Source organism: Acidobacteriota bacterium (assembly GCA_028875575.1).
Classification (GTDB): domain Bacteria; phylum Acidobacteriota; class Terriglobia; order Versatilivoradales; family Versatilivoraceae; genus Versatilivorator.
Genome location: JAPPDF010000052.1, coordinates 48,347 through 71,073, shown reverse-complemented (window position 1 = coordinate 71,073; position 22,727 = coordinate 48,347). Strand labels below are relative to the sequence as shown.

Genomic DNA, 22,727 nt, shown 5'->3' with positions numbered 1-22,727 from the left:
AGCCGGAGGGGGGCCAACGCGGCGCCCCGAAAGCGAAGCCCGCAGTCGAACCGGGGGGGGGGGGGCAGTCTCAGAGGTTCGTAAGAGGCCCCTGTTTCATCTTGAATGATCGGTCCGCCAGGGCGGTGGCAGATTTATCGCCCGATGCACCAGCCGGTGCACGACTTCGCTGGAGCAGGAGCGGTTTCGTGAGAAAATAGCGTTCCCCACCACGACCACCAAGGAGGCGCCTTGAAAAGAATCACTCGCGATCTGGCCAGGAAGTATGCCTTTGATTGGGAAGATGAGCCGCTGTTGAGAGTCGAGCCCGGCGAGAGCTTTGAAATCGAGACCTGGGATGCCAGCACCGGCTATTTCCGCACCCCGGACGACAAGGCCATTCCAAGCCTGCGACCGGGATTCGACCGGGACCCGCCGCTGGCCAACCCCATCGGGGGGCCGGTCTGGCTGGAAGGCGCAGAACCGGGAGACCTGCTCAAGGTGAGCATCGAGGCCATCACGGTAGCGGACTTTTCCTGGACGGCGGTGGGACCCAACCGCGGTCCCCTGGGCGCCTCAACCCGCTGGCCGGAGCTCTCCTCTCAATACACCACCAGGATCTTCCCCCATGCACCGGGGCCCAGTGGAACCACCCGGGATGGGACCCTGCAGTTCAATGAACGGATTCAGTGGCCCATCACTCCCTTTGTCGGAACCATGGGCGTGGCCCCCGATCGGGAGGTCACCACCAGCGGCGACGGTCAGGGTGCCTGGGGAGGCAACCTGGACATTCGTGACCTGGCTCCCGGAAACAAGGTCTATCTGCCCATCTTTCATCCCGGTGCCCGCTTCTATCTCGGCGATGTCCATGCCAGTCAGGGAGACACCGAGTTTACCGGGACAGCAGCCGAGACCAATGCCACGGTGCGCCTGAGCCTGGAGTTGACAAAGGGCAAGTCCATTCCCTTTATGCGGATTGAAAAACCCGGCTCCATTGTGGCTGTCCATGCCTACCGGCCGCTGGAAGTTGCCGTGGAGACAGCCACCTTCCACCTGATGGACTGGCTCGTCACCGACTATGGTTTCAGCCCTACGGACGCCTATTGCCTGGTGAGCGTCTGTCCGGACTTTCGCATCAACGTCTATCAGATGTGCAAGCTGGGGAAGTTGAACTTCGTGGCAGGGGCCGAGATTCCCATGCGCTACTTGGACACATCGGGCTTGCGGCCGGGCGCCGATGAGTAGAGGCGGTCGATCTTGGCCGCCAGGATGAAATCGTTGTCGCTCAACCCGTCGATCTTGTGGGTGTAGATCTTGACGTCCACCCTGCCCCAGGCCAGGGCCAGGTCCGGGTGGTGCCATTCCTGCTCAGACAACTCGCCCACCTCGTTCACGAAGTTCAGAGCCGTCTTGAAATTCTTGAACCGGAAGCTTTTGACCAGATGGTGATCCTGTACCGCTTCCCACGCGGTCACTTCCCGCAAGAGCTTGCGGATCGCTTCTCCCTCGAGGGGTGGAACTCCCCCGCGGCAAGGAACGCAGTTCCGGTGGATCAAGTCGCCGACTTCGGATTTTGTGGTCATCGGTGCTCCTTCCGTGTGGGAGGCGGCACGGTATGCGCCGCCGGCCGGTGGTTTTCAAACCCAATCGGCCATTCTTCTCAGAACGGCTGAATCAAGGCGACCGCGTAGGCGGCGCATCCCTCCCCTTTTCCCAACGCTCCCAGGCGCTCGTGGGTGGTTGCCTTGACCGATACCTGGTCGGTCTCCAGTTCCAGGACCTCGGCGATGGTTTCCCGCATCCGGGGCACGTAGGCGGCGATCCTGGGAGATTCCAGCACCACTGTCGCATCCAGATTGGCAACGGTGTAGTGGTGAACCTTGATCAGCCGGGCGACTTCCTTCAGGAATTCGGTGCTGGGGGTTCCCCGGAACTGTTCGTCATCGTCCGGGAAGTGGCTGCCGATGTCACCCAGCGCCGCCGCTCCCAGGAGAGCGTCGCAGATGGCATGCAAGAGGACATCGGCGTCCGAATGGCCCAACAGCCCTCGTTCCGCCGGAATCTTGACACCTCCCAGAACCAGACCGCGTCCCGGGGAAAAAGCATGAATATCGTATCCAAATCCAATCCGAGTCATCAGTGCCGGATTTCGAAGTGAGTGTACCTGTCCAGCCAGTCTCGCCAGTCGATCTGGAGATGGTCCACCCGGGCCATGATCGGGCCCGTGCGCGCCTGCGTCAGCAGGGCTTCGATGAGAGTGCGCTCACCCTCGAGTTCAATCTCCACCTCTCCACCGCGCAGATTTCTGACGAATCCAACCAGCCCCAGACGGGAGGCGTGGCGATAGATGAAGTAGCGGAATCCGACTCCCTGGACGGCGCCGCCAATCAGTATTCTGGTCCCCGCTTTCACAGGCTCCGAACATAGATTTTCCCCCGGGGAATGTCAATAGGCGGTCGGAGGAGCGTCGACGGGCAGATGCTTCCTGCCTCCCACCGGGAAGTCTTCTCTAGGGTATTTCGCCAATCCGCAAAAGTCGGCGCTTGCATTTCTTTCGGAATTTGATATATACCTTTGCTCCTCCCCGATTTTCAATGATCCAAAACTTAGTTAGGACGCCCAAGATGAAGACCCAAATCAATGTTCGCATCAACGGAGAAGAGCGTACCGACGAAGTCGAGCCTCGCCTCCTGTTGATCCACTATCTCCGCGAGGTCATCGGCCTCAAGGGGCCCCACATTGGATGTGAAACCTCCATTTGTGGCGCTTGCACGGTGGCTCTCAACGGGAAGACGGTGAAGTCTTGCGCCCTGTTGGCCGTACAAGCCGACGGCCAGGACATCGTGACGGTCGAAGGGTTGGCCACAGACGGGCAACTGCATCCGGTTCAGGAGGCCTTCTGGAACGAGCATGGCCTGCAGTGCGGCTTTTGCACGCCCGGCATGCTGATGACTACCAGGGAGCTGATCGAGAGAAACCCCGATCCAACCGATGAGGAAATACGCCACGGTCTGGAAGGGAACCTGTGCCGCTGCACGGGTTATCAGCACATCGTCAACGCCGTCAAATCTGCTGCAGCCAAGGTGGGAGGGTAAGCCATGGAGACAACCGTAAGCAAGAAAACCGAACGAATGGTGGGGAAACCCATCCGGCGGCGGGAGGACCCGAGGCTTATCACCGGCACCGCCACCTATGTGGAAGACATCGAGCTTCCAGGCATGCACTATGCCGCGGTGGTACGAAGTCCTCACCCGGCAGCCAATATCAAGGGCATCGACACCCAGGCCGCCGAACAGCACCCGGGCGTGGTGGCCGTGTACACCGGCAAAGACATTGATCATCTGGGAGCGGTTCCCTGCGGCATTTCCCTGCCCGACCTCAGGATCCCGCACCATCACCTGCTGGCCCAGGACCGTGTCTATTACGTGGGGCATCCCGTGGCCGTAGTGGTCGCCAACGATCGCTATATCGTTGCCGATGCCGTCGACCTGGTGGAAGTGGAATATGAGCCCACCGACTCGGTTTCGGAGCCCGAGGAGGCACTGGCGGATGGCGCTCCCGCGGTCCACGCCGAGTGGCCCGACAACGTGGCCTTCACCCACCATCAGGAGGGTGGAGACATCGAGCAGGCCTTTGCGGAAGCCGACGTTATCGTCAAGGAGCGCATCGTCAGCCAGCGGCTGGCTCCTTCGGCCATGGAGCCCCGGGGGACGGTGGCCTCCTGGAATTCCGGAGACGAGACCCTCACGGTTTACAGCTCGACTCAAATCCCCCACATCCTGCGAACCCTCATGGCAGGGGTGCTGGGTTTGCCCGAGCACAAGCTGCGGGTGATTGCCCCGGAGGTGGGCGGCGGGTTCGGGAGCAAGTGCGAGCTCTATCCCGAGGAAGCCCTGACGGCCTTCATCGCCATGAAGATCGGCAAGCCGGTCAAGTGGGTGCTGACGCGGCGTGACGAGTTTCTGGCCACCATTCACGGCCGAGGCCACATCGACTACTACGAGCTGGCCGCCAAGAAAGACGGCACCATGCTGGGGCTCAGGGTCAAGATCATCCAGGATGTGGGGTCCTTCCACATGCTCTTGACCCCGGCCATGCCCACCCTCTCGGTGCTGATGTTGCCGGGTCTGTATCGCTTCAAGAACGTCCACGCCGACGTGGTGGGCGTCTTCACCCACAGGATGGCCACCGATCTCTATCGGGGCGCGGGCAGGCCCGAAGCCACCCACGGGATCGAGCGCATGGTGGAAGTTCTGGCCGCCGAGCTGGGGATGGACCCGGTGGAGTTGCGAATCAAGAATTTCGTTCCACCCAGCGACTTCCCCTACGACACTCCCATGGGGGTCTCCTACGACAGCGGCAACTACGCGGCCATTCTGGAGAAAGCCGTGGACACGGTCGGCTATTCTCAACTGCGGCAGGAGCAGCAGGAGGGCCGTCAAAAGGGCCGCCTCATGGGGATCGGCATCGCCACCTACGGTGAAATCTGCGCCTTCGGTCCCTCCCCGGCTCTGCCCACCGGCGGTTGGGAAAGCGCCACCGTCAAGATCGAACCTTCAGGTCAGGTCACCATCATGACGGGCGTGTCCCCTCACGGTCAGGGTTCGCAAACCACCTTCAGCCAGATTGCGGCCGACGAGCTGGGCGTGGACATCGAGAACATCACGGTGGCCCACGGGGATACGTCCACGGTGCAGCACGGCGTGGGCACCTTCGGCAGTCGCAACACGGCCGTGGGAGGAACAGCCCTGGTGCTGGCCATTCGCGAGCTCAAGGAGAAGATCGAAACCTACGGGGCCATGTTGCTGGAATCCGACGACGTGACTTATGCCGACGGCGTCTGCACCTGCAACAAGACCGGAAAGACCGTTCCCCTGGGTGAAATCGCCCTGACCAGTTGGATCGGTCCCAACTACCCCCCGAACACTCAGCCCGGCCTGATTGCGACCAACTACTGGGAGCCTCCCAACTTCGCCTTTCCTTTCGGGGCTCACATCGTGGTGAGCGACGTCGATCCGGACACGGGTGAAGTGGCCATCAAGCGCTACCTGGCCGTGGATGACTGCGGTAAGGTCATCAACCCCCTGCTGGTGGATGGCCAGGTGCATGGCGGCGTCGCCCAGGGCCTGGGTCAGGCGCTGTTCGAGCAGGTGGTCTACGACGACACCGGCCAACTTATCACCGGCGAATACATGGACTATGCCCTTCCCAAGGCGGCCATGGTTCCGACCATCGAGACCGACCGCACCGAAACACCCTCCCCGGTCAATCCTCTGGGTGTCAAGGGCGTGGGTGAAGCCGGCACTATCGCAGCCTCACCGGCGGTGGTGAACTCGGTGGTGGACGCTCTTTCTCACCTGGGGGTCCGGCATATCGACATGCCTCTGACCCCGGAAAAAATCTGGAAACTTGTTCAGCAAGGAGGTTCAGCGTGATTCCCCAGGAATTCAATTACTCCAGACCCGGAACGGTGCAGGAAGCCGCCGATCTGCTGGCCGATGGCGAAGCCAAGGTGCTGGCGGGGGGCATGAGCCTGATCCCCCTGATGAAGCTCCGGCTGTCCGCTCCGGAACACGTTGTGGATCTGGGCCGTATTGCCGACCTGAATCGGATTGCCGAGGAGGGTGGCAGCCTGCATCTGGGGGCTCTGCTTACCCATCACCAGGTGGCCACCTCGGCCCTGGTTCAGGAGAAGTGCCCCCTGCTGGCCGAGACAGCCGGCCATATCGGCGACGCTCAGGTGCGGAACATGGGCACCTTGGGCGGTAGCGCCGCCCACGCCGATCCTGCCGCCGATTATCCTGCGGCCCTATGCGCCCTCGAGGCCAAGGTCAGGCTAGTTCGAAAGGATTCGGAACGGGTGGTGGACATCGGGGATTTCTTTGTGGATGCCCTCACCACTGCCGTGGAACCGGACGAGATCATCACCGAGCTCATCCTGCCTGTTGAAGAGGCCGGCACCGGAGTCAGCTACCAGAAGCTGCGCCAGCCGGCATCGGGCTTTGCCATTGTGGGCGTGGCGGCCCGGGTGCGAACCTCGGGTGGCCGAATCACCATGGCCCGGGTCGGTGTGACCGGCCTGAGCGCCACGGCCTACCGGGCTACCGGGGTGGAGGCGCTGCTGGAGGGCTCTGCGGGTTCCCAAGACGACGTCGCCAGGGCTTCCGCTGCGGTGGATGAGGGCGTCGACGCCATTTCGGATCTGCACGCCTCCAGCGACTATCGCAGGAGTGTGGCTCGCGTCTACACCGCTCGCGCCATCCAGGCCGCCTTGTAGGGGGCCGCATTGAAAATCAGCGGATCCCGCTTTCTCGCCCTGGATCAGGAGCAGTGTTATCGGGCGCTCCAGGACCCAAGTGTGCTGGAGCGCTGCATGCCCGGCTGCCGGAGCCTGGTCCAGGTGGCCGAAGACACCTACGCCATGAAGATGAAGATGGCTTTGGCCAGCATCTCCGGCCTTTTCGACGGCAAGGTCCGCATTGCCGACCGCAACTTCCCCCACAGCTTTCGCCTCCTGGTTGAAGGATCGGGCAGGATCGGTTTCCTGAAGGGAGACGGCCTGCTGCAGTTGACCCCCGAAGACGGTGGAACGTCCGTTGGCTACGAGGGAGAGGTCCGAGTGGGAGGCACCATCTCGGCCGTGGGACAGCGCCTGCTCGACACCACCTCCAAGATGATGATCAAGCGCTTCTTCGACAAGCTGGCCGAAACCCTGACGGCGCCTCAGCAGTAACCTTCCGATTACCCCCACCGGCTCGACCGCGGGCTCCGCCCTTGTCCTGCTGACTCCCCTCATTGGAGGAGTATTGTCGCGGGATGACGGCATCCCGTCAGCGCGGGCGTCACTCCACCTATTGTCCTGCGGGTCGGCAGAGGACGCGATAACGGAAAACTCCAAAAAAAAAGCCGCCTGCCGGAGTCTCGGCAGGCGGCTGCAGAATTACCGCGAGAACTAGAAGGGAGTTGGGGGAATTGCCGGTAGCTTGAAGTAAAGCATGAAGGCAATCAGCAGCGTGTAGAGGACCAGCGATTCGATGAGCACCAGCCCCAGCAACAGGGCAAATCGGATGGAAGCTGCGGCTCCGGGATTTCTGGCGAGGCTTTCGCAGGCTGCCGAGACGGCCCGCCCCTGGGCCAGGCCGCAAATGGCGGCGGCGAAGGCCATGGCGAAACCGATGCTGATGTAATGCCAGTGACTGCCGGTACCTTCCGTCGAAAACGGCCACCAGCTGGTGTCATCGGTTTGGGCAAAAACCGGCGATGCCGTCAACAGAACGACGATGCCGATGAAGACTGCCAGGTAAAATCGCTTCACGGTGGATTCTCCTTTCGGTTGGGGTTCGCCGCGGATACCCGATCTTAAGGAGCTCCGCTGGAACCAATGAAGCGCCACTTGGAGGTGGTTCCCGAGAACCCCTCGTGCATCCCGGGCTCACACAAGTGGCAGGGACGGTCGAATTCGACCTTGCCGGCGCCGTGACCTCTGAGGCTTAACCCGCATTTCTCACCAGGGGGCATGATCATGGTGCAGGATTTTTCCCTCAAGCGCGTGCTCGCGAGCGAAGAGCGTAGCGGTCACTACGGTCGAGGGAGCATGTGCGCGCTGGAGGGAAAAAGACCAGCCAGAGCGTGCCCAGCGCCGTCTGTTATCCGCAAGCCCTTTGCATGGAGCCAATCAAGGTACTGACAGATAAACTAGCCTTCGTCCTGCCACCAGCGGCCTGGTGAGAAATGCGGGTTAATGCTCCTCCGAGACGGCTCCCGCAATATAGATCATGGTCAGGACCATGAAGATGAAAGCCTGCAGAAAACTGGCAAACACTCCCAGCGCCATGATGGGAAGCGGCACGATGAAGGGGACCAGGGCAAAGAACACGGCCACTACCTGGTGCTCTCCGAAGATGTTGGCAAAAAGACGGACCGACAGCGAAAAGGGTCGGGCCAAGTGGCTGATGATTTCTATCGGAACCATCAACGGCGCCATCAGGGGCACCGGACCGGCAAAGTGCTTGAGATAGGAAACCAATCCTTGCTTTCGAATCCCCAGGTAGTTGTAGTAGAGGAACACCACCAGGGCGCAGCCGACGGTCACGTTGATGCTGCTGGTCGGAGAGGCAAATCCCGGAATCTGTCCGCAAAGGTTCATCAGCAGAATGAAGATTCCGATGGTCGCCACCATGGGAAGGTACTTTTTGGCCCCATGGCCGATGATCTCCTCCAACTGCCCGTTGAGGAATTCAACTACCAGCTCCAGAATCTGTTGTATCTTGCCCGGCTTCTCCAGAGAAAACGACCGCCCGGCGATGGGGAAAAACACCGCGCAGAAGAGAAACACCAGTACGGCAAAGGTAACATGCTCGGGAATGATCATGTGCCCGGGAGTGTATGTGTAGCCAAACAGCCCATAGAGACTGCCGAGCAGAGCCGCCACCACCGGACCCAAGGTGCTGTTGACCCATTCGGCTATCCAGGTGCTACCGTGTTCCATGGCAAGGGTCCTCGTCCCAACCTTTGATCACTTGCAATACACACTCGACCAGCACGGCACCGACCAGCAAGACAAGGCCCGAGAAAAATCCAAAGACCTCCAGCAGATCAACGCGGAATGTAGCATAGAGTGACAGCCCAATCAAGGCGTATCTTAAGAAATACTTGAAGATAGCAGCACGCGCCGCCCTTTTGGGTGTCGGCTGCGCCGAGCGGGCGCTTTCCAGGAAATGGTCCACCCCTTGCTTGAGCCACCTGAAGTTGATCCAGGAGAGCACCGCCCCTGCCAGGAAGCCCAGGCCCGAGTCGAGTCCGCCGAGGATCAGGGCTGCCAGACAGGCCGGAACGCCCAGGCCGAGACTGATTTTCCAAAGCCGGCGCTCCAGGCCCTCGTCTGTCAAGGCTACGAAGGAGAGATTCCTGGGATGAATGTCATTCCTTCCCATCGACCTTCTTGACCACTCGAAAGAGATTGACGAAAGCCGCCGTGATTCCGAACAGAATGCCGATGAAGCTGAAGGTGTTCCGGCTCCCCGTCCAGCTGTCCAGCAAGTATCCCAGGCCGTATCCGATGGCAATGCAGGCCGGAAACATGATCCCCAGCGTCAGCAAGTCTCCGTATTGTTGAAACCTGGTCGCCACCTTGTTTGCGCTCTCGCCGGCGGATGCATTATCATCCGCTTGAGGTCAACGTCGGACGCCCGAGTTCGACTGGAGGACGCCATGCCTGGAAAATATACTCTTGGGATAGCAATCGTCGTCGCTTCGCTATTTATTGCCGGTTGTACTCAGGCTCCCGAGTCCCCACCGGCAGCCGACGCGGAGGCGGAAGCCCCTAAAGCGGAAGAAGCAGCCCCGGAACCGGAGGAGATCAAGGTCTACGATCTGGTGAAGGAAGATATTACCCAAATTTCGGATCTGACCAGTCGCAACCTGTCAGTCATGGGCGTCAAGTTGGGAGACCGGACAGCAGAGGTCAACCAGAACAAGCAACTGGGGAAACCCCTTGGAACCACCCCGGTGGGAGGCCTGTATCGTTCCGCCTATCAGGAACGAGGTATCTACCTGGACATCGACAAGCAGACCGGCAAGGTCATGGCCATCTACGTCAATACCACCCTGGCCAGAAAGGTGAAGGGACGATTCCGTTCGATTCTGCGGCGGGGCAACCTGGATCTGTTCAAGAAGATGTTCGGTCCGGAGCCCCGCCGTCTCCGACCGGATCTCCAGACCACGAGCTGGCGCTATCCCAGAAAAGGCGTGGAGCTGATCCAGACCCGGAGCGGCGATCAGAGGACCTACACCTTCAAGCTGGTGAGACCCCGAAGAGGCTGAGTCGCAGTCCAGCCCCGCCCCCGCCCTGCTGTGCGGATCATTCGAGGGGAAACACCCAATCGTCCATAAAGACGAACCACAAATTAACACCGACAGACACGAATAAACGCGAACACAGTTGGGCCGACTTCAACGACAAGCGGCGCCAGAGTGCTTCTGCAACTTTGTCGACTAGGTAAAACTCCGTGTCTTTTGCCGGTGATCCCTCGATTTCGGTTGCCAAACTCCTCAATCGCCCACTCATCAACCCATTTATTGGTGTTTATTCGTGGTTGGTCGTTTTCCTTTGTGGATAACTCTTTCCACGTCCCACCGGACAAAACCAGCCAAGGCGTCCCCGTGTTCTCAGATCGTTACTTCTTCCTTGCCTCCTGTATGGGCAGCGTGGCCATCAGGGCCTCGGAACGATCGAAGAAACCGGGCTGCACCCTCTGCACGATTTTCTCAACCGGCTTTTCGATGTACTTGAAGAAGGGCTTGGGGTAGATCCCGATCCAGAAGCACATGATGACCAGCGGCAACAGCGTGGCGTACTCCCTGACGCTGAGGTCCTTCAAATCCTTGTTCTTGGGATTGGTCACCGGCCCGAACATCATTCGCTGATAGAGCCAGAGCATATAGGCCGCACCCAGAACGATTCCCGCGCAGCCCCAGGCCCCCCAACTCCAGTGGCGCTGGAAAGCTCCGGCAAGGATGGTAAATTCTCCGATGAATCCGTTGAGGAGCGGCAGCCCGATGGAAGCCATGGTGATGATCAGGAATATGACGGCATAGCCCGGCATGACGCGGGAGAGCCCGCCATATTCGGAAATCTCCCGGGTGTGTCTCCGTTCATAGACGATGCCTACGATCAGGAAGAGAGCCCCGGTCGAAATCCCGTGGTTGATCTGCTGCAGGATGCTGCCGTTGATTCCGTTGGGATTCAGCGCAAACAAACCCAACATGCAAAATCCCAGGTGGCTGACAGAGGAATAGGCCACCAGTTTCTTGGCATCCTTCTGCATCATGGCCACCAGGGCGCCATAGATGATCCCGACGATCGACAGAAAGATCATCAGGTGTAGCAGCCCGAATTGCTGGTCGAACCAACCGAACGTCATATAGGCAAAGTTCAATGAAGTGGTGTCCTGAACCGCATCCGGAAACATGGGCAGGCTGAAGCGGATGAAGCCGTAGGTGCCCATCTTCAGCAGCACGCCGGCCAGAATCACCGAACCGGCCGTGGGAGCCTCCACGTGGGCATCGGGGAGCCAGGTGTGGAACGGGAACATGGGGACTTTGATGGCGAACCCGATGAAGAAGGCCAGGAACACCCAGAACTGATACTCCCAGGGATAATCCAGCTCCAGCAGTGCCGGAATACTGAAGGTGTAGACGCCGGTCACCTCGTGGTTGTAGAAGTAGAGGGCCAGGATGCCCAGCAGCAACACCACCGATCCCAGCAGGGTGTAGAGGAAGAACTTGATGGCTGCATACAGCTTTCTCGCCCCTCCCCATACGCCGATCAGGAAGTACATGGGGACCAGCATGACCTCCCAGAATACGTAGAAGAGGAAGAGGTCCATGGACATGAAGACGCCCAGCATGCCGGTCTGGAGCATCAACATGAAGATGTAATATTCCTTGACCCGCTCCTGAATCGCATTCCAGGAAGAGAGAATGGACAGGAACCCCAACCCCGTGGTCAGCACGATCAACAACAGGCTGATGCCGTCGATGCCGAAGTGATACTCCACGCCGATGGAGGGAATCCAGGAGGCGCGCTCCACGAACTGCAGCCCTTCAGCATCCGTATCGAACCCGATGATCAGCGGAATGGACACCAGAAATCCGATGGCGGCCACAATGTTGGCAAACCAGCGGATGACCTCGGTCTTTTCCCTGTTCACCAACAGCAGCAGCAGGGCGCCCAGCAGCGGCGTGTAGGCGACAATGGACAAGAGATGGTCTTCAAACATGTATCAAGCTCCCGATCGTATCACTGCGATGACTCTGCCGTGCGGGCTTGTCAACCCAGCCTCGATGTCCTTGAACCGTCCTGGGTTCATGTCAGCATGAAATAGCCGACAATCACAAGTATGCCGCCGATGGTCAGTGCCGCATAGGTCTGTATGACGCCGGTCTGGATTCGCCGCAGGGGAAAACTCAGGTAGTAGATAAGGTCTGAGCGCCGAACTGCCAGATCGACAATCCAATAGTCTAAGAAACCGGAAACCGAAGCCGTCAGCCGCGTCAACCAGGCCGAGCCGTTCACTGCTCCGTCGACCACCCTGTTGTCGAACCTCGCCAAACGGTCGGCCAGGCCCTTGGTCCGATTGACGAAGAGCAGGTCGTAGAGTTCATCCACCCAGTACTTGTTGAGCAAGGTCGTGTAGATGTTCTTGAAGCGGGACATCATCTGTTCCGGTAGCGCCGGGTGGGTCAGGTAGAAGCGTCGCGCAAGCCACAACCCAATCAGTGCGATGGCTACCGAGAACGCCATGAGTCCCCACTCCAGGCCTTCGGAGGCGTGTCCTCCCTCCACCGCGGCCGGATGAGCCACGACCGGAGCCAGAAAATGCTCGAAGTACTGAGGCAAGTGGAAAACATATTGACCGATCAGGTGGGGAATGCCGACCCAGCCCGCGACGACCGCGCCGACTGCCAGCACCGCGAGCGGAGCTGTCATGACCTTGGGAGACTCATGAACGTGGGAATCGACCTCAGGGGACATCCGGGGCTTCCCGAAAAAGGTCAGGAACATCATGCGGAACATGTAGAAGGAGGTCATGCCCGCTGCCAACACTCCAACTGCCCACAACAGCACGTGCCCCTGTGAACTGGAGAAGGCACGCCACAGTATTTCGTCCTTGCTGAAAAAGCCCGCCAGGGGCGGGAAGCCAGCAATGGCCACCGTTCCAACCATCATGGTCCAGAATGTGACCGGGATGCGCGTCCTGAGTCCGCCCATCCGGCGCATGTCCTGGTCCCCGCTCAGGGCGTGAATCACGCTTCCGGCGCCCAGAAACAGCAGAGCCTTGAAAAAAGCATGGGTCATCAGATGGAACACACCTGCGCCGAAGGCCCCGACACCGCAGGCCAGAAACATGTAGCCCAGTTGACTCACGGTGGAGTAGGCCAGAACCCGCTTGATATCGTTTTGAACCAGCCCGATCGAGGCCGCAAAAATGGCCGTAAATGCACCAACTACGGCGACAAGCAGCATGGCGTCGGGAGATAAGACGAAAAGCGCGCTGCAGCGGGCCACCATGTAGACGCCGGCGGTGACCATGGTTGCGGCGTGTATCAGGGCGCTGACGGGAGTGGGACCCTCCATGGCGTCCGGCAGCCAGACGTAGAGCGGGACCTGGGCCGACTTTCCCATGGCGCCCACGAACAGCAGGATGCAGATCGCGGTGATGGTGGCGTCGCCGCTGACGAGCATTCCCGCCTGAGCCTGGGTTTCGACCAGTCCGAATACGCCGGTGAAGTCCAGTGTTCCGAAGGCAGTGAAGATCAGGAATATTCCCAGCATGAAGCCGAAGTCCCCGATCCGATTGACGATAAAGGCCTTCTTGCCGGCGTCGGCGGCGCTCTTCCTCTCGAAGTAGAAGCCGATCAGCAAGTAGGAACAGAGACCGACTCCCTCCCAACCCACGAACATGAGCACGAAGTTATTGGCCAGAACCAGCGTCAACATCGAAAACATGAAGAGGTTCATGTAGGTGAAGAAGCGGCCATAGCCTTCTTCGTGGGCCATGTATCCGATGGAATAGATGTGGATCAGGAACCCTACGCCGGTGACGACCAGGATCATCACCGCCGACAACGGATCCAGTTGATAGCCCCACTGCACCAGAAACTGGGAGATGGCCCCTGAGCTCAGTTCTCCAGCTCCGGCAGAAATCCAGGTAAACAGCTCCTGCTCCACCAGGCGCTGCCCTTCCGGTCTGCCCAGAAGTTGGTAAAAAGCGCCCAGGGACAGCAGGAAAGAAATACCCACCGTCCCGCAGGCTACCGTGCCGATGCACGCTTTGGAGCACCGTCGACCCAAAAGGCCGTTAACAAGCGCTCCGGCCGCGGGAAACAACGGAATCAGCGCGAGCATCTCCAGAAAATTCATGAAATGACCTTGGTGATGTTGCAGGAGGCCAGAATCGAAAAGACCTCAGATGGAACCATGGAGAAGGACACGGAACAGCCGTTGGCCGGTTCTGGAAGTGTCAGGCTGGGAATGGCTACCGTCGATTGCGCAACGCTCGAGAACCTCAAGGAACACGCATTCGCCGGACCCTGTAGGTAAGCCGCAGGATTTTTAGCATAAGTCCTTTTTTGAAGTCAATGACCAATGATTCCCCGAGAGGGTTATGCGGCCCAAAAACAGGCTCGCCGTGCATCCTGATGGCTACGGTTTCCAAGAGAATGCGTCCCGGTTTCCACTCGCGACATCGGTTCGAGGGATTGGCGAGTGCCTGTAGAAAGGGAGGTCGAGAACACGTCCTCATTCCTCGAATGCCATTATTTCGAGATCCGCAACCGACTATGGCCTCGCTTGACGATTGCCTACCCAGCCAATAGACTTGAATCAGCAAACCCCCTACAGACGTTTGCCAAAGGAGGCATCATGAGACGCATCGATTTGCGCACAGCCGTGATCGTGCTGATATTGGCCAACCTCCCGACCTGGATCGTTATTTTCTTCACAGTCGACCAGGCCAAGACCGCTATCGAAGAGGAAGTAGCGGCCAACTTCAGGGCTATTTCCGGAAACAACGCAGCCACCATGAGCTATGCCGTCAACAACCTGGTCAGAGAAGTGGAAACCTTGGCCGTGAACGCCGCGGTTCAAGCTGCTATTGTGGCCGGAAACGCCTCCTATCCGAGATCCCCCGACGCGGTGCGCCGAAAAATCACGGCCATCGAGCAAGCTTGGCTGCAACCTCGGGGGGAAGCCACGGTTCAACGGATTCTCTCCAACCCTGCCTCCCGATACTTGAGAGGCTTCGTGGCCATCAATCCGGCCTTTCGGCGCATCACCGTTACCGATCGATTCGGCGGGACGGTGGCGGCCAACGTCAAGCCCATCGACTTCGAGCAGGGGGACGAACCCTGGTGGCGCCAGAGCTTCAGGGATGGCGTCACCGGCCAGGTGGTCATTGAGGATGTCCGTTTCGACCCCCTGACCCAGATCAACGTGCTTCACATCGTCGTCCCCGTGGCGAACAAATCGCCGGAGGAAGTCATCGGGGTCATCGGGGTGGCCGTTGACATCAGCGACCTTTTTCTTCTGGTTACGGGAACTCCCATCGGAGCCACTGGAAACATGTCGTTGGCTCGGGAAGACGGCACCATCATCGGCAGCGAGGTGGTGGACTTCCCCCCTGCTCAGACTGGTGATCCCACCTCCACGGAGAGTGAGGATTCCGGCCACCTGGTGGCCGCTCAACTGATGGAGGTGCCCTATTTCGATGAAATTCTCAACGCACTGCGGCAGCCGGGTCAGCCGGACTTCATTGAAGCCACGGCCCTGGGCGGCGGCAGAAAGATGGTGGCGTTCAGGAAGTTGGCCCTGTCGTCGAAATACCCCCAACTCCGTTGGATCTCCATTGTCGAACAGGACATGAGCGAAACCCATATCGCCGTCGATACCATGAACCGCCATCTGCTGCTGGCAGCTCTGGGGATCCTGGTCGTAACCATTGGACTGGCCATCTACCTGGCCACCCATGGAAAGATGGAAGTCACCGACATTGCGGAAACGAAGGAAGGTTGACGCCAAGCGCCATCACTCGTCGCCGAAACCAAAGCTGTACACGAACCCAATCAGGAAAACGCTCTGGCTCGTGACCAGGTCGTCGGCTCCCGAGACGAAGAAGGGCTGGTCAGACCAGTCGTAGCGGTATTCGAACTTGGTGCTGAAGTTCGGGCGCGCCCGATAGTCGGCCGTCAGGGTGATTTCCTTCAGGTCCTGGGAGATCCCGGTAGCAAAGGCATCTTTGTCCGCGAAGTATTCAAAGCGTGGTGAAAAAGCCCACTTCTTGTCGGTCGTGCTGAAACGCACGGCGCCGGCAATGCCCTGCCAGGCCGTTCGCTCGAAATGGGGCAGGTCCGCGGCATCGTATCCATAGTCATAGTTGATCAGCACCTCCACCTGGTCGTTGACGCTGGCGCTGATCACAGTGTCGAAGAGGTGCCGCCAGGGACTGTTGATGCCGTCCAGCTCCGGGCCTCCCAGATACCCCTGACTGATGCTGAAATTGTCGTTCGGCGAAACGGCGATCGACCAGCCGACGCTCTTCCCGGTATTGTTGTCGGTGGAATTGTTCCAACCGTTCACAAGATAGAAGCCCACGTCCACCGTGTCTGAAACCGAATAGCTGGTGCGGACTCCGGTGTGGTAATAGGGCTGGGCGAAGCCGAAGAGAATCGATTGCTGGTATTGAAAGTTGTCGATGGTGTCGAGCACTTCCGCACCCACAAAGGTTCCGAACTTTCCGACATCGACGGTCAGGCCGTCACCGACTGGGGCGATGTAGCTCACGTAGGCCTGTTGAATGTTTTTGATGATTTCCTGCTGGCCGCCAACGGGTTCAAATGAGTGGTAGGTGTCGGCCGCCGGACCGTAGACCAGGTCGATGCGGTAGCCCAGGCTGTTGGTCTCGCCGGCAGGCCGGTCGAATACTATTTTTGCCAGATCGAACTGAAAGCTGTTGTGCCTGGTATCCAGGCCACGAAGGTCGACAATACCGCTATCGGGATCGTTTGAGTTGTAGCCGTAATAGGCATCGACATATCCACTGACTTTGGTCGCCTTGAAAAAATCCAGTATGGGCGCCGTGTCACTGGCTTCCGCCTCAGGAGCAGCCGCCTCGCCGGGTGCGGCGTCGGCGGCCGGTTCGGCTTCCTTGGAAGTGGCTTTGCTCGTCCCTTCCAGTTCAGCGATCCGCTCCTCCAGTTTCTTGATTCGTTCCAGCAACTCCTCCTGACTGCTGTCCTGCGCAAGGGTCGCCCCACTCGACAAACCCGAGGCCAGCAGTCCAGCCATAAGCAACCTGGCCCAATTCGTTTTCATTGCTTTCCATTCCTTTCCGGTCCCATTAGTCCCTTCTTGCGGAACCCTATAGAGGCCCCAAATAAAAAAAGACGTCCATCGGCACGAGTCCCCGCTCGGATCCAATGGACGTCTCTGTCCAAATCACCACCACCGGGCCACTCCCGTCGGCGGTGGGCGATCTATCCCCCTCGATACGGCTCTGTATCGAAGAAGTGAGCTCATTGTAGAGTTACCGCTCCGATGGTCAAAATCAGTTTTGTTTATGCCAACTATCAATACAGATTATGGATCACCGGTCACTCGCGGGTTATCTACCGCGGTCGTCACTGGTTCAACTCGTGGCAGAAATGGCATTCCAGGGAGGCTCCCCGAGACTTGTGGCAATCCATGCAATGCTCCATTGAAGTCGGGACCTCTTGCTTGAGCCTGTCCCGCAGCTCCACCGCACCGTGGCAGGTCGTGCAGGTGGCTCCTGAGTCCAGGTGCTCCTTGTGGCTGAAGAACACGAAATCGGGGATCTTGTAGACCCGGACCCAGGGAATGGTTTCGCCCCTTTGCTCGTAGCCCTCCAACGAGACTCCAACAGGCGTGATTTCTCCCTTGCCTCCACGGTGACAGGACAGGCAAAGAGCTACGGGAGGAAAGCCTGCGCTGCCGCCTCTACCCTCCATGCTATGGCAGGTGGAGCAATTCAACCCCAGTTGACTATGGCTGCGATGGCTGAAGGGGAGCGGTTGCGAGAGCGGCTGCGTATCGTTCCGACTCTGCGACGAAACTTGGTAAGCACCGGAGATCCAGGGGATCGCCGCCAGCAAGGCCAGGCAGATCGTCTGAATCGACGTTCTGGCACCCCAATGTAGCAGACCCTCCGGGATTTTGGGCATGGGGGCGACCGGTCCGACGATAGTTCAAGGCAAGGCGAAGGCTACCAGGGCATCGCCGTAACTGTCGTTGTACTTGTTGCCGCCACCGGCGGCGATGACCACCAGTTGCTTCTTCAAACGCTTCGACCAGAAGGTCATGGGGGTTGCGTGCCCGCTGAAATCCAGCCGGGTCACCCAAAGCTGGCGGCCCGTTTCAGAGTGGAAGGCTCGAATGCGGCGGTCATTGGTGGCCGCAATAAACACCAGGCCGCCGGCTGTTACGATGGAGCCGCCCAGGTTGGGTGAGCCTGTTTCGGTGATCCCGCGAGCTGCCAGTTCTTCCACCAGGCCGAGCGGCACCTGCCAGCGCAGGCTTCCACGGTTCAGGTCGATAGCCGTCAGGGTTCCCCAGGGGGGAACCTGACAGGGCAGCCGCCTGGAATCCCAGAAACGTCCCTGCCGAATTCCCCGGGCCATATAGGGCAGTCGACTCCCTGCCCGCCCTTCCACCATCTTCACCACCTGGCCCACGTCCATGGAGTTGACGAACAACAAGTTCAAGGTGGGATCGTAGGATGCCCCGCCCCAATTGGGTCCGCCGTTGGTGCCCGGGAACAGCACCGTGTACTCCAGGCCTGGCGGTTGATACATCTTGCCCAGGTTTGCATTCTTTAGAATTGTCCGGCACTCGGCCTCCGTTTCGGGGTCCAGCCGATTGATCTCGTCGGCTGTCATTCCTTGACGGGCAATGGCCGGAGGCTTGAGCGGCACCGGCTGGGTCGGCCAGGCTTCCTCTCCGGGAACCGGACTGGGGGGAACGGGCCGCTCCTCAATCGGGAACAGGGGTTTTCCCGTCACCCGATCGAACAGGAAGACGTAACCCATCTTGGTGATTTGGGCCACCGCAGGCACGATGGTTCCCTGGCGGCGCACGTCAACCAGATTGGGTTGCGCCGGCAGGTCCCAGTCCCAAAGATCATGATGAGTGATCTGGTAGTGCCACAGACGCCGCCCGGTGCGAATGTCCAGGGCGACCAGGCAATCCCCGAACCAGTTCTTCCCCTTGCGCCCGCCTCCGTATCGGTCCGGGGAAGGAGAGCTCACCGGGAGATAGAGGATGCCTCGTTCGGCATCGCAACTCATGGGAGCCCAGACGTTGGTCCCTCCCCGGCCCTTCCAGGATTCTCCTTCCCAGGTGTCGTTCCCCAACTCTCCGGGACCGGGTACCGTGTTGAACCGCCAGACCAGTCGCCCCGTATCGGCATCGAAGGCGCGGACATCTCCATCGGGTCCCTCGGGCAGGCCGTCCGACACCACCGAGCCCACAATTACCAGGTTCTCAAAAATCAATGGAGGTGAACTCACCCCGTAGATACGCTTGGGAAAGCGGTCGGCCATGCCAGCTCTAAGGTTCAGGACACCGCCGCTGCCGAAACTCGCAACCGGCCGTCCGGTGCGGGCATTCAAGCCGAACAGCCGCCCGTCCAGTGTTCCCCAATAGAGCCGTTTCTGCTTGCCCCGGCGCCAATAGGCCGGGCCGCGATTGATGAACAGGTTGTAGGGCCGATGCTTGTCGAGATTGGGGTCGAAGGCCCAGAGCTCCTTACCGGTCGCCGAGTCCAGGGCGACCGCGCGGCCAAAGGGGGTGGTCAGGTAAAGGACTCCGTCCACCTCCAGGGGTGTGCATTCGAAAGCAGACCGCACCGGATACTTCGATCCATCGCTGACATCACCGGTATGGTAGGTCCACGCGACCTTCAGTTTCGCGACGTTGTCCCGGTTGATCTGGTCCAGAGCCGAATATTTCCGTGCGGCCAGATCCCCCCCGTAGTGGGGCCATTCCTGAGGAAGGATTTTCACGGTGACTGCCGGCAGGCTGAGCAGCAACACCGGCAAGCCCCATCGCAGCCACGGAATGAGGCGCAGATATCTCGAGGGACGCTTCATGACGCAGGAACCAGGAGCTTGAGAATCAACGGATTGGCGGCTGGAATCGGAGAAGATAGAGATAATGGGGGACCTATGCGGTTTTTCGGACCGGCCGGGAAGAGGTGTCTCGCGGAATGTCCGCGGCATCCCGGGAAGGAACCTCAAGTGGCAGGTAGTTCCGTTCGGATTTGCGGATGGCCTGGTAGCGCTCATAGACTTGACGAGACGATTCCAACCCCAACGCAGATTTCCAACTGCTGCCCCTGAAGGTATGGGTCAGCATCTTGTGCCCGTGCCGAAACACGAATCCGGGACTGTGCCACAGCGCCGTAGGGAAATGCCGTGTCTTGATCCAGCGCTCGGCCTGCCATCGCAGAAACTCGATTTCCTGAGCCGAAAGGTGCTCCGCCTTCACCACGGCGGTGGTGCCGTCATATTCCTCCAGCGCTTCGTTGATGATCAGATTGCGGGCGCGGAAATCCAGGGTCATGGGAGTGCCCGGATAGGGTGTGGGGTGTTGAATATAGGGCCAGTCGATATACTTTTTGGCGAACTCCAGGTTGGTCAGGATGGATTCCCGGGTATCGTCCGGATTCCCGACGATAAGTCCGCCGACCACGTAGATCCCGTTCTGATGGAGATACTCGATCGCCCGAATGGAGGCATTGCCTACAGAGCGTCCATTCTGGCGCTCCTGGTTCTTGGAGCTGGCCCGCAGGAATTTCAGATCTTCTTCCAGGATATTTTCAATTCCCAGGAACACATAGCGGAATCCGGCCCGGCGCATGAGCGGGGCCAGACGTTCCCCGTGGTTGGCCAGAGCCGAGGTCATGCCTTGAAGAATGTAGTCGACGTCGTTCAGCTCCGCGTCGATGATTGCCTGGCAAAAGGCTTCAAAGCGGTGCACGTTCAGCGTGATGTTGTCGTCCACCAGGAAGACGGCCCGGGCCCCCCGCTGGTAGGCATCACGAATATCCTCGATGACCCGCTCGATATGGTAGGTGTGGAAGTTTCGTCCCCGCATTTCGATGATTGAGCAAAAGCTGCAATCATAGGTGCAACCGCGTGAGGTCTCCACAACGTCAACCGGCCTCCCCAGCAACGTGTAGCCCTGCAGAACCCTGGAATCCCTGCGCGGAAGCTTGACCTCCTCGCCCGTCAGTGAGCTTGCCGGGCGCTCCGGATTATGGTGAAATCGGTCTCCCTGCCGATACGACAAACCGGCGATGGCAGAGTAATCCTTGCCGTTTTCCAGGGCTTGCAGCAGCTCCCGAAAGGTCTTCTCTCCTTCCCCGCGAACGATAAAATCAGGCCTCCCGGGCACAGGACGGGTGTAGGCAACCCGATCCAGGCTGGGGTCGTAGCCGCCCACCACGATATGGGCATCGGGCTTGAGCCGGCGCACCAGGCTGATGATCTTTTGGGCAGTATGGCGCTGGAAGGTCATCACCGATAGCCCGACCACATCCGGCTGACACTCCTGAACCAGGCGAATCACGGTTTGGCGAACCTGAGATTGCACCAGAATCAGATCGGCGACAGACACGCGATGATGTGAATCGACGTTGCCTGCAAGCGACGTCAGGGCTCCGTTAGGCATGCGAATGGCCACGGTGGGCATGTGCTCAAACGAGTCCGGCATCGAAAAAAGCAGAATGTTCACCGCTACCTCCTGGGGAATCACTGCTGGTCAGCAGCATCCGGGACGTTCAGGTCACAACCATCTAGTAGATGAAATCTGCCTCGAAGCCGTGGGCCGAACTGGCTTGTCGGGTCTGTTCCGCGGGAGGAGCGATCGCGGCCAACTGTTGCTGCCACTGCAGCTTGACTTGCCGAAACGCACTCCGGTATTCGGGCTTCAGCGGTTTGGACGGCTTCATCTTGAGAGTGAGCGGATTTACAAAGACACCGTTTCGCCGCACTCGGTAGTCGAGGTGGGGACCGGTGGAGAGTCCGGTCGACCCGACGTAGCCAATTACCTGGCCCTGGATGACTTTCGAACCCCTCCGCAATCCTCGGGCAAAGCGGGACAAGTGGGCGTAGTAGGTCGTGAACCCGTTGCCGTGCCTGATTTCAATCAGGTTGCCGTAACCGCCCTTCCATCCGCGGAACCGTACTCGGCCGTTGCCGGCCGCCACAACCCGAGTCCCTGTAGGCGCCGCGTAGTCGACTCCCAGGTGCGGCCGTCGCTTTCGCAGGATGGGATGAAGCCTCCTGTAGGAAAAGCGCGAGCTGATGCGGGAAAACTTCACCGGAGATCTTAGAAAGTCCCGCTTGAGCGATCGCCCGCGATCGTCGAAATAACCGACCTCACCCTCAGGATCTTCGAAGCGGTATCCGGTATAGAGTTTCCCGGCGTTATGAAACTCCGCGGCCAGGATGTTTCCATATCGGACCATTCGATCTTCCAGATAGAGCTTTTCGACCATCAGGCGAAAATGGTCCCCTCTTTGGATCTCGGTGTTGAAGTCAATGTCCCAGGAAAAGATCTCGGCCATGTCCAGAGCCAACTGATCCTTTTCCTGCAGGTCGGAAAGCGTGCCGAACAAGGAAGACTCAATGGTTCCTGCCACCGGCAGTTCGCGCTTTTCGTACTCGATGGGAATCAATTGAGCCCGAAAGCCGTCGCCGGTGCGATCCAACTGCAGATACTTGTCGGAGTCCACCTGGTAGCGGAATGCGTTCAGCCTGCCGTCAGCCAGCCGTTCCAACTCGAATCGATTCCCTGCCCTGAGTCTGGCCAGGTTGTAGACCGGCCGGCTCGTGCGCGTCAGCCGGTAAACGGTCTCAGGGGAAAAACCGTGGGCACCCATCAGTTGGCCGAAGGTGGCGTTTCTCGCGACTTTCCCCTCAATCACACTCAGTTGAGGTGGCGGTGGCGGGTGCTCGGTGGCAGGAGGGGTCTGGTGGTTTAAAGGCTGGATGGGTGCTGCCGAGGGATCATCGGGCAGCAGCCACAGCCACGCCAGCGACAGTCCCAAGATTGCGCTGACCATGACAACGGACTCGAGCCGTTCGTTCAACCTGGAAGCGAGACCGTGAGGTCGTTGCTGCGCCATGGCGCCACCCAAGGGGAAAATTCGGACCCGATTCAGTTTTCT

Annotated in this window: 21 protein-coding genes; 7 read left to right on the top strand and 14 right to left on the bottom strand. The window is 59.4% G+C overall.

Annotation, left to right across the window (positions count from 1 at the left end):
* Positions 1–231: 231 nt before the first annotated feature.
* The gene (locus OXI69_08205; protein MDE2666118.1) at positions 232–1,224 is read left to right on the top strand and encodes an acetamidase/formamidase family protein; all 993 of its coding nucleotides are present in this window, start codon (positions 232–234) and stop codon (positions 1,222–1,224) included.
* Here OXI69_08205 and OXI69_08200 read toward each other — a convergent pair.
* The 3 genes from OXI69_08200 to OXI69_08190 form a co-directional block, all read right to left on the bottom strand.
* On the bottom strand, positions 1,182–1,562 hold the full coding sequence (locus OXI69_08200; protein ID MDE2666117.1) for a 4a-hydroxytetrahydrobiopterin dehydratase: 381 nt from the start codon (positions 1,560–1,562) through the stop codon (positions 1,182–1,184). The two genes, OXI69_08205 and OXI69_08200, sit on opposite strands and share 43 nt — an antisense overlap.
* Before the next feature lie 77 nt (positions 1,563–1,639).
* A complete protein-coding gene (gene ispF / locus OXI69_08195; GenBank protein ID MDE2666116.1) occupies positions 1,640–2,116 on the bottom strand; it encodes a 2-C-methyl-D-erythritol 2,4-cyclodiphosphate synthase in 477 nt (158 codons plus the stop codon).
* Positions 2,116–2,391, bottom strand: a complete 276-nt coding sequence (locus OXI69_08190; protein ID MDE2666115.1) for an acylphosphatase — start codon at positions 2,389–2,391, stop codon at positions 2,116–2,118. The genes ispF and OXI69_08190 overlap by 1 nt, the downstream gene beginning before the upstream one ends.
* A 212-nt stretch (positions 2,392–2,603) precedes the next feature.
* Between OXI69_08190 and OXI69_08185 the strand changes: the two genes are divergently transcribed.
* From OXI69_08185 to OXI69_08170, 4 genes are read left to right on the top strand one after another with little or no spacing between them, the layout of a single operon-like run.
* Positions 2,604–3,074, top strand: a complete 471-nt coding sequence (locus OXI69_08185; protein MDE2666114.1) for a (2Fe-2S)-binding protein — start codon at positions 2,604–2,606, stop codon at positions 3,072–3,074.
* A 3-nt stretch (positions 3,075–3,077) separates the two neighbouring features.
* Complete coding sequence (locus OXI69_08180) at positions 3,078–5,414, top strand: xanthine dehydrogenase family protein molybdopterin-binding subunit (protein MDE2666113.1); 2,337 nt, start codon at positions 3,078–3,080, stop codon at positions 5,412–5,414.
* Entirely contained in the window at positions 5,411–6,256 is an 846-nt protein-coding gene (locus OXI69_08175; protein MDE2666112.1) for a xanthine dehydrogenase family protein subunit M, read from the top strand. The genes OXI69_08180 and OXI69_08175 overlap by 4 nt, the downstream gene beginning before the upstream one ends.
* A 9-nt stretch (positions 6,257–6,265) precedes the next feature.
* The gene (locus OXI69_08170; GenBank protein ID MDE2666111.1) at positions 6,266–6,712 is read left to right on the top strand and encodes a carbon monoxide dehydrogenase subunit G; all 447 of its coding nucleotides are present in this window, start codon (positions 6,266–6,268) and stop codon (positions 6,710–6,712) included.
* 219 nt (positions 6,713–6,931) lie between these two features.
* Here OXI69_08170 and OXI69_08165 read toward each other — a convergent pair whose 3' ends face one another.
* The 4 genes from OXI69_08165 to OXI69_08150 form a co-directional block, all read right to left on the bottom strand.
* Positions 6,932–7,294, bottom strand: coding sequence for an ATP synthase F0 subunit C (locus OXI69_08165; protein ID MDE2666110.1), 363 nt, complete (start codon positions 7,292–7,294; stop codon positions 6,932–6,934).
* A gap of 423 nt (positions 7,295–7,717) precedes the next feature.
* The gene (atpB, locus tag OXI69_08160; GenBank protein MDE2666109.1) at positions 7,718–8,467 is read right to left on the bottom strand and encodes a F0F1 ATP synthase subunit A; all 750 of its coding nucleotides are present in this window, start codon (positions 8,465–8,467) and stop codon (positions 7,718–7,720) included.
* Positions 8,454–8,912 carry an ATP synthase subunit I gene (locus OXI69_08155; GenBank protein MDE2666108.1) on the bottom strand — a complete coding sequence of 153 codons (459 nt, stop codon included), beginning with the start codon at positions 8,910–8,912 and terminating at the stop codon, positions 8,454–8,456. Before OXI69_08155 ends, atpB begins: the two co-directional genes overlap by 14 nt.
* A complete protein-coding gene (locus tag OXI69_08150) occupies positions 8,899–9,108 on the bottom strand; it encodes an AtpZ/AtpI family protein (GenBank protein ID MDE2666107.1) in 210 nt (69 codons plus the stop codon). Before OXI69_08150 ends, OXI69_08155 begins: the two co-directional genes overlap by 14 nt.
* Before the next feature lie 81 nt (positions 9,109–9,189).
* Between OXI69_08150 and OXI69_08145 the strand changes: the two genes are divergently transcribed.
* On the top strand, positions 9,190–9,801 hold the full coding sequence (locus OXI69_08145) for a hypothetical protein (protein MDE2666106.1): 612 nt from the start codon (positions 9,190–9,192) through the stop codon (positions 9,799–9,801).
* 353 nt (positions 9,802–10,154) lie between these two features.
* Here OXI69_08145 and OXI69_08140 read toward each other — a convergent pair whose 3' ends face one another.
* The gene (locus OXI69_08140) at positions 10,155–11,759 is read right to left on the bottom strand and encodes an NADH-quinone oxidoreductase subunit M (GenBank protein MDE2666105.1); all 1,605 of its coding nucleotides are present in this window, start codon (positions 11,757–11,759) and stop codon (positions 10,155–10,157) included.
* An 86-nt stretch (positions 11,760–11,845) separates the two neighbouring features.
* The gene (gene nuoL / locus OXI69_08135; GenBank protein MDE2666104.1) at positions 11,846–13,903 is read right to left on the bottom strand and encodes an NADH-quinone oxidoreductase subunit L; all 2,058 of its coding nucleotides are present in this window, start codon (positions 13,901–13,903) and stop codon (positions 11,846–11,848) included.
* A gap of 501 nt (positions 13,904–14,404) precedes the next feature.
* Between nuoL and OXI69_08130 the strand changes: the two genes are divergently transcribed.
* On the top strand, positions 14,405–15,553 hold the full coding sequence (locus tag OXI69_08130) for a cache domain-containing protein (GenBank protein MDE2666103.1): 1,149 nt from the start codon (positions 14,405–14,407) through the stop codon (positions 15,551–15,553).
* A 12-nt stretch (positions 15,554–15,565) separates the two neighbouring features.
* Here OXI69_08130 and OXI69_08125 read toward each other — a convergent pair whose 3' ends face one another.
* From OXI69_08125 to OXI69_08105, 5 genes are all read right to left on the bottom strand, one after another.
* Positions 15,566–16,852, bottom strand: coding sequence for a porin (locus OXI69_08125; protein ID MDE2666102.1), 1,287 nt, complete (start codon positions 16,850–16,852; stop codon positions 15,566–15,568).
* Between the two features lie 305 nt (positions 16,853–17,157).
* Entirely contained in the window at positions 17,158–17,718 is a 561-nt protein-coding gene (locus OXI69_08120) for a cytochrome c3 family protein (protein MDE2666101.1), read from the bottom strand.
* A gap of 24 nt (positions 17,719–17,742) precedes the next feature.
* The gene (locus OXI69_08115) at positions 17,743–19,644 is read right to left on the bottom strand and encodes a pyrroloquinoline quinone-dependent dehydrogenase (protein ID MDE2666100.1); all 1,902 of its coding nucleotides are present in this window, start codon (positions 19,642–19,644) and stop codon (positions 17,743–17,745) included.
* Between the two features lie 73 nt (positions 19,645–19,717).
* Entirely contained in the window at positions 19,718–21,289 is a 1,572-nt protein-coding gene (locus OXI69_08110; protein MDE2666099.1) for a radical SAM protein, read from the bottom strand.
* Positions 21,290–21,350: 61 nt separating this feature from the next.
* Positions 21,351–22,685, bottom strand: coding sequence for a peptidoglycan DD-metalloendopeptidase family protein (locus OXI69_08105; protein MDE2666098.1), 1,335 nt, complete (start codon positions 22,683–22,685; stop codon positions 21,351–21,353).
* Positions 22,686–22,727 lie beyond the last annotated feature (42 nt).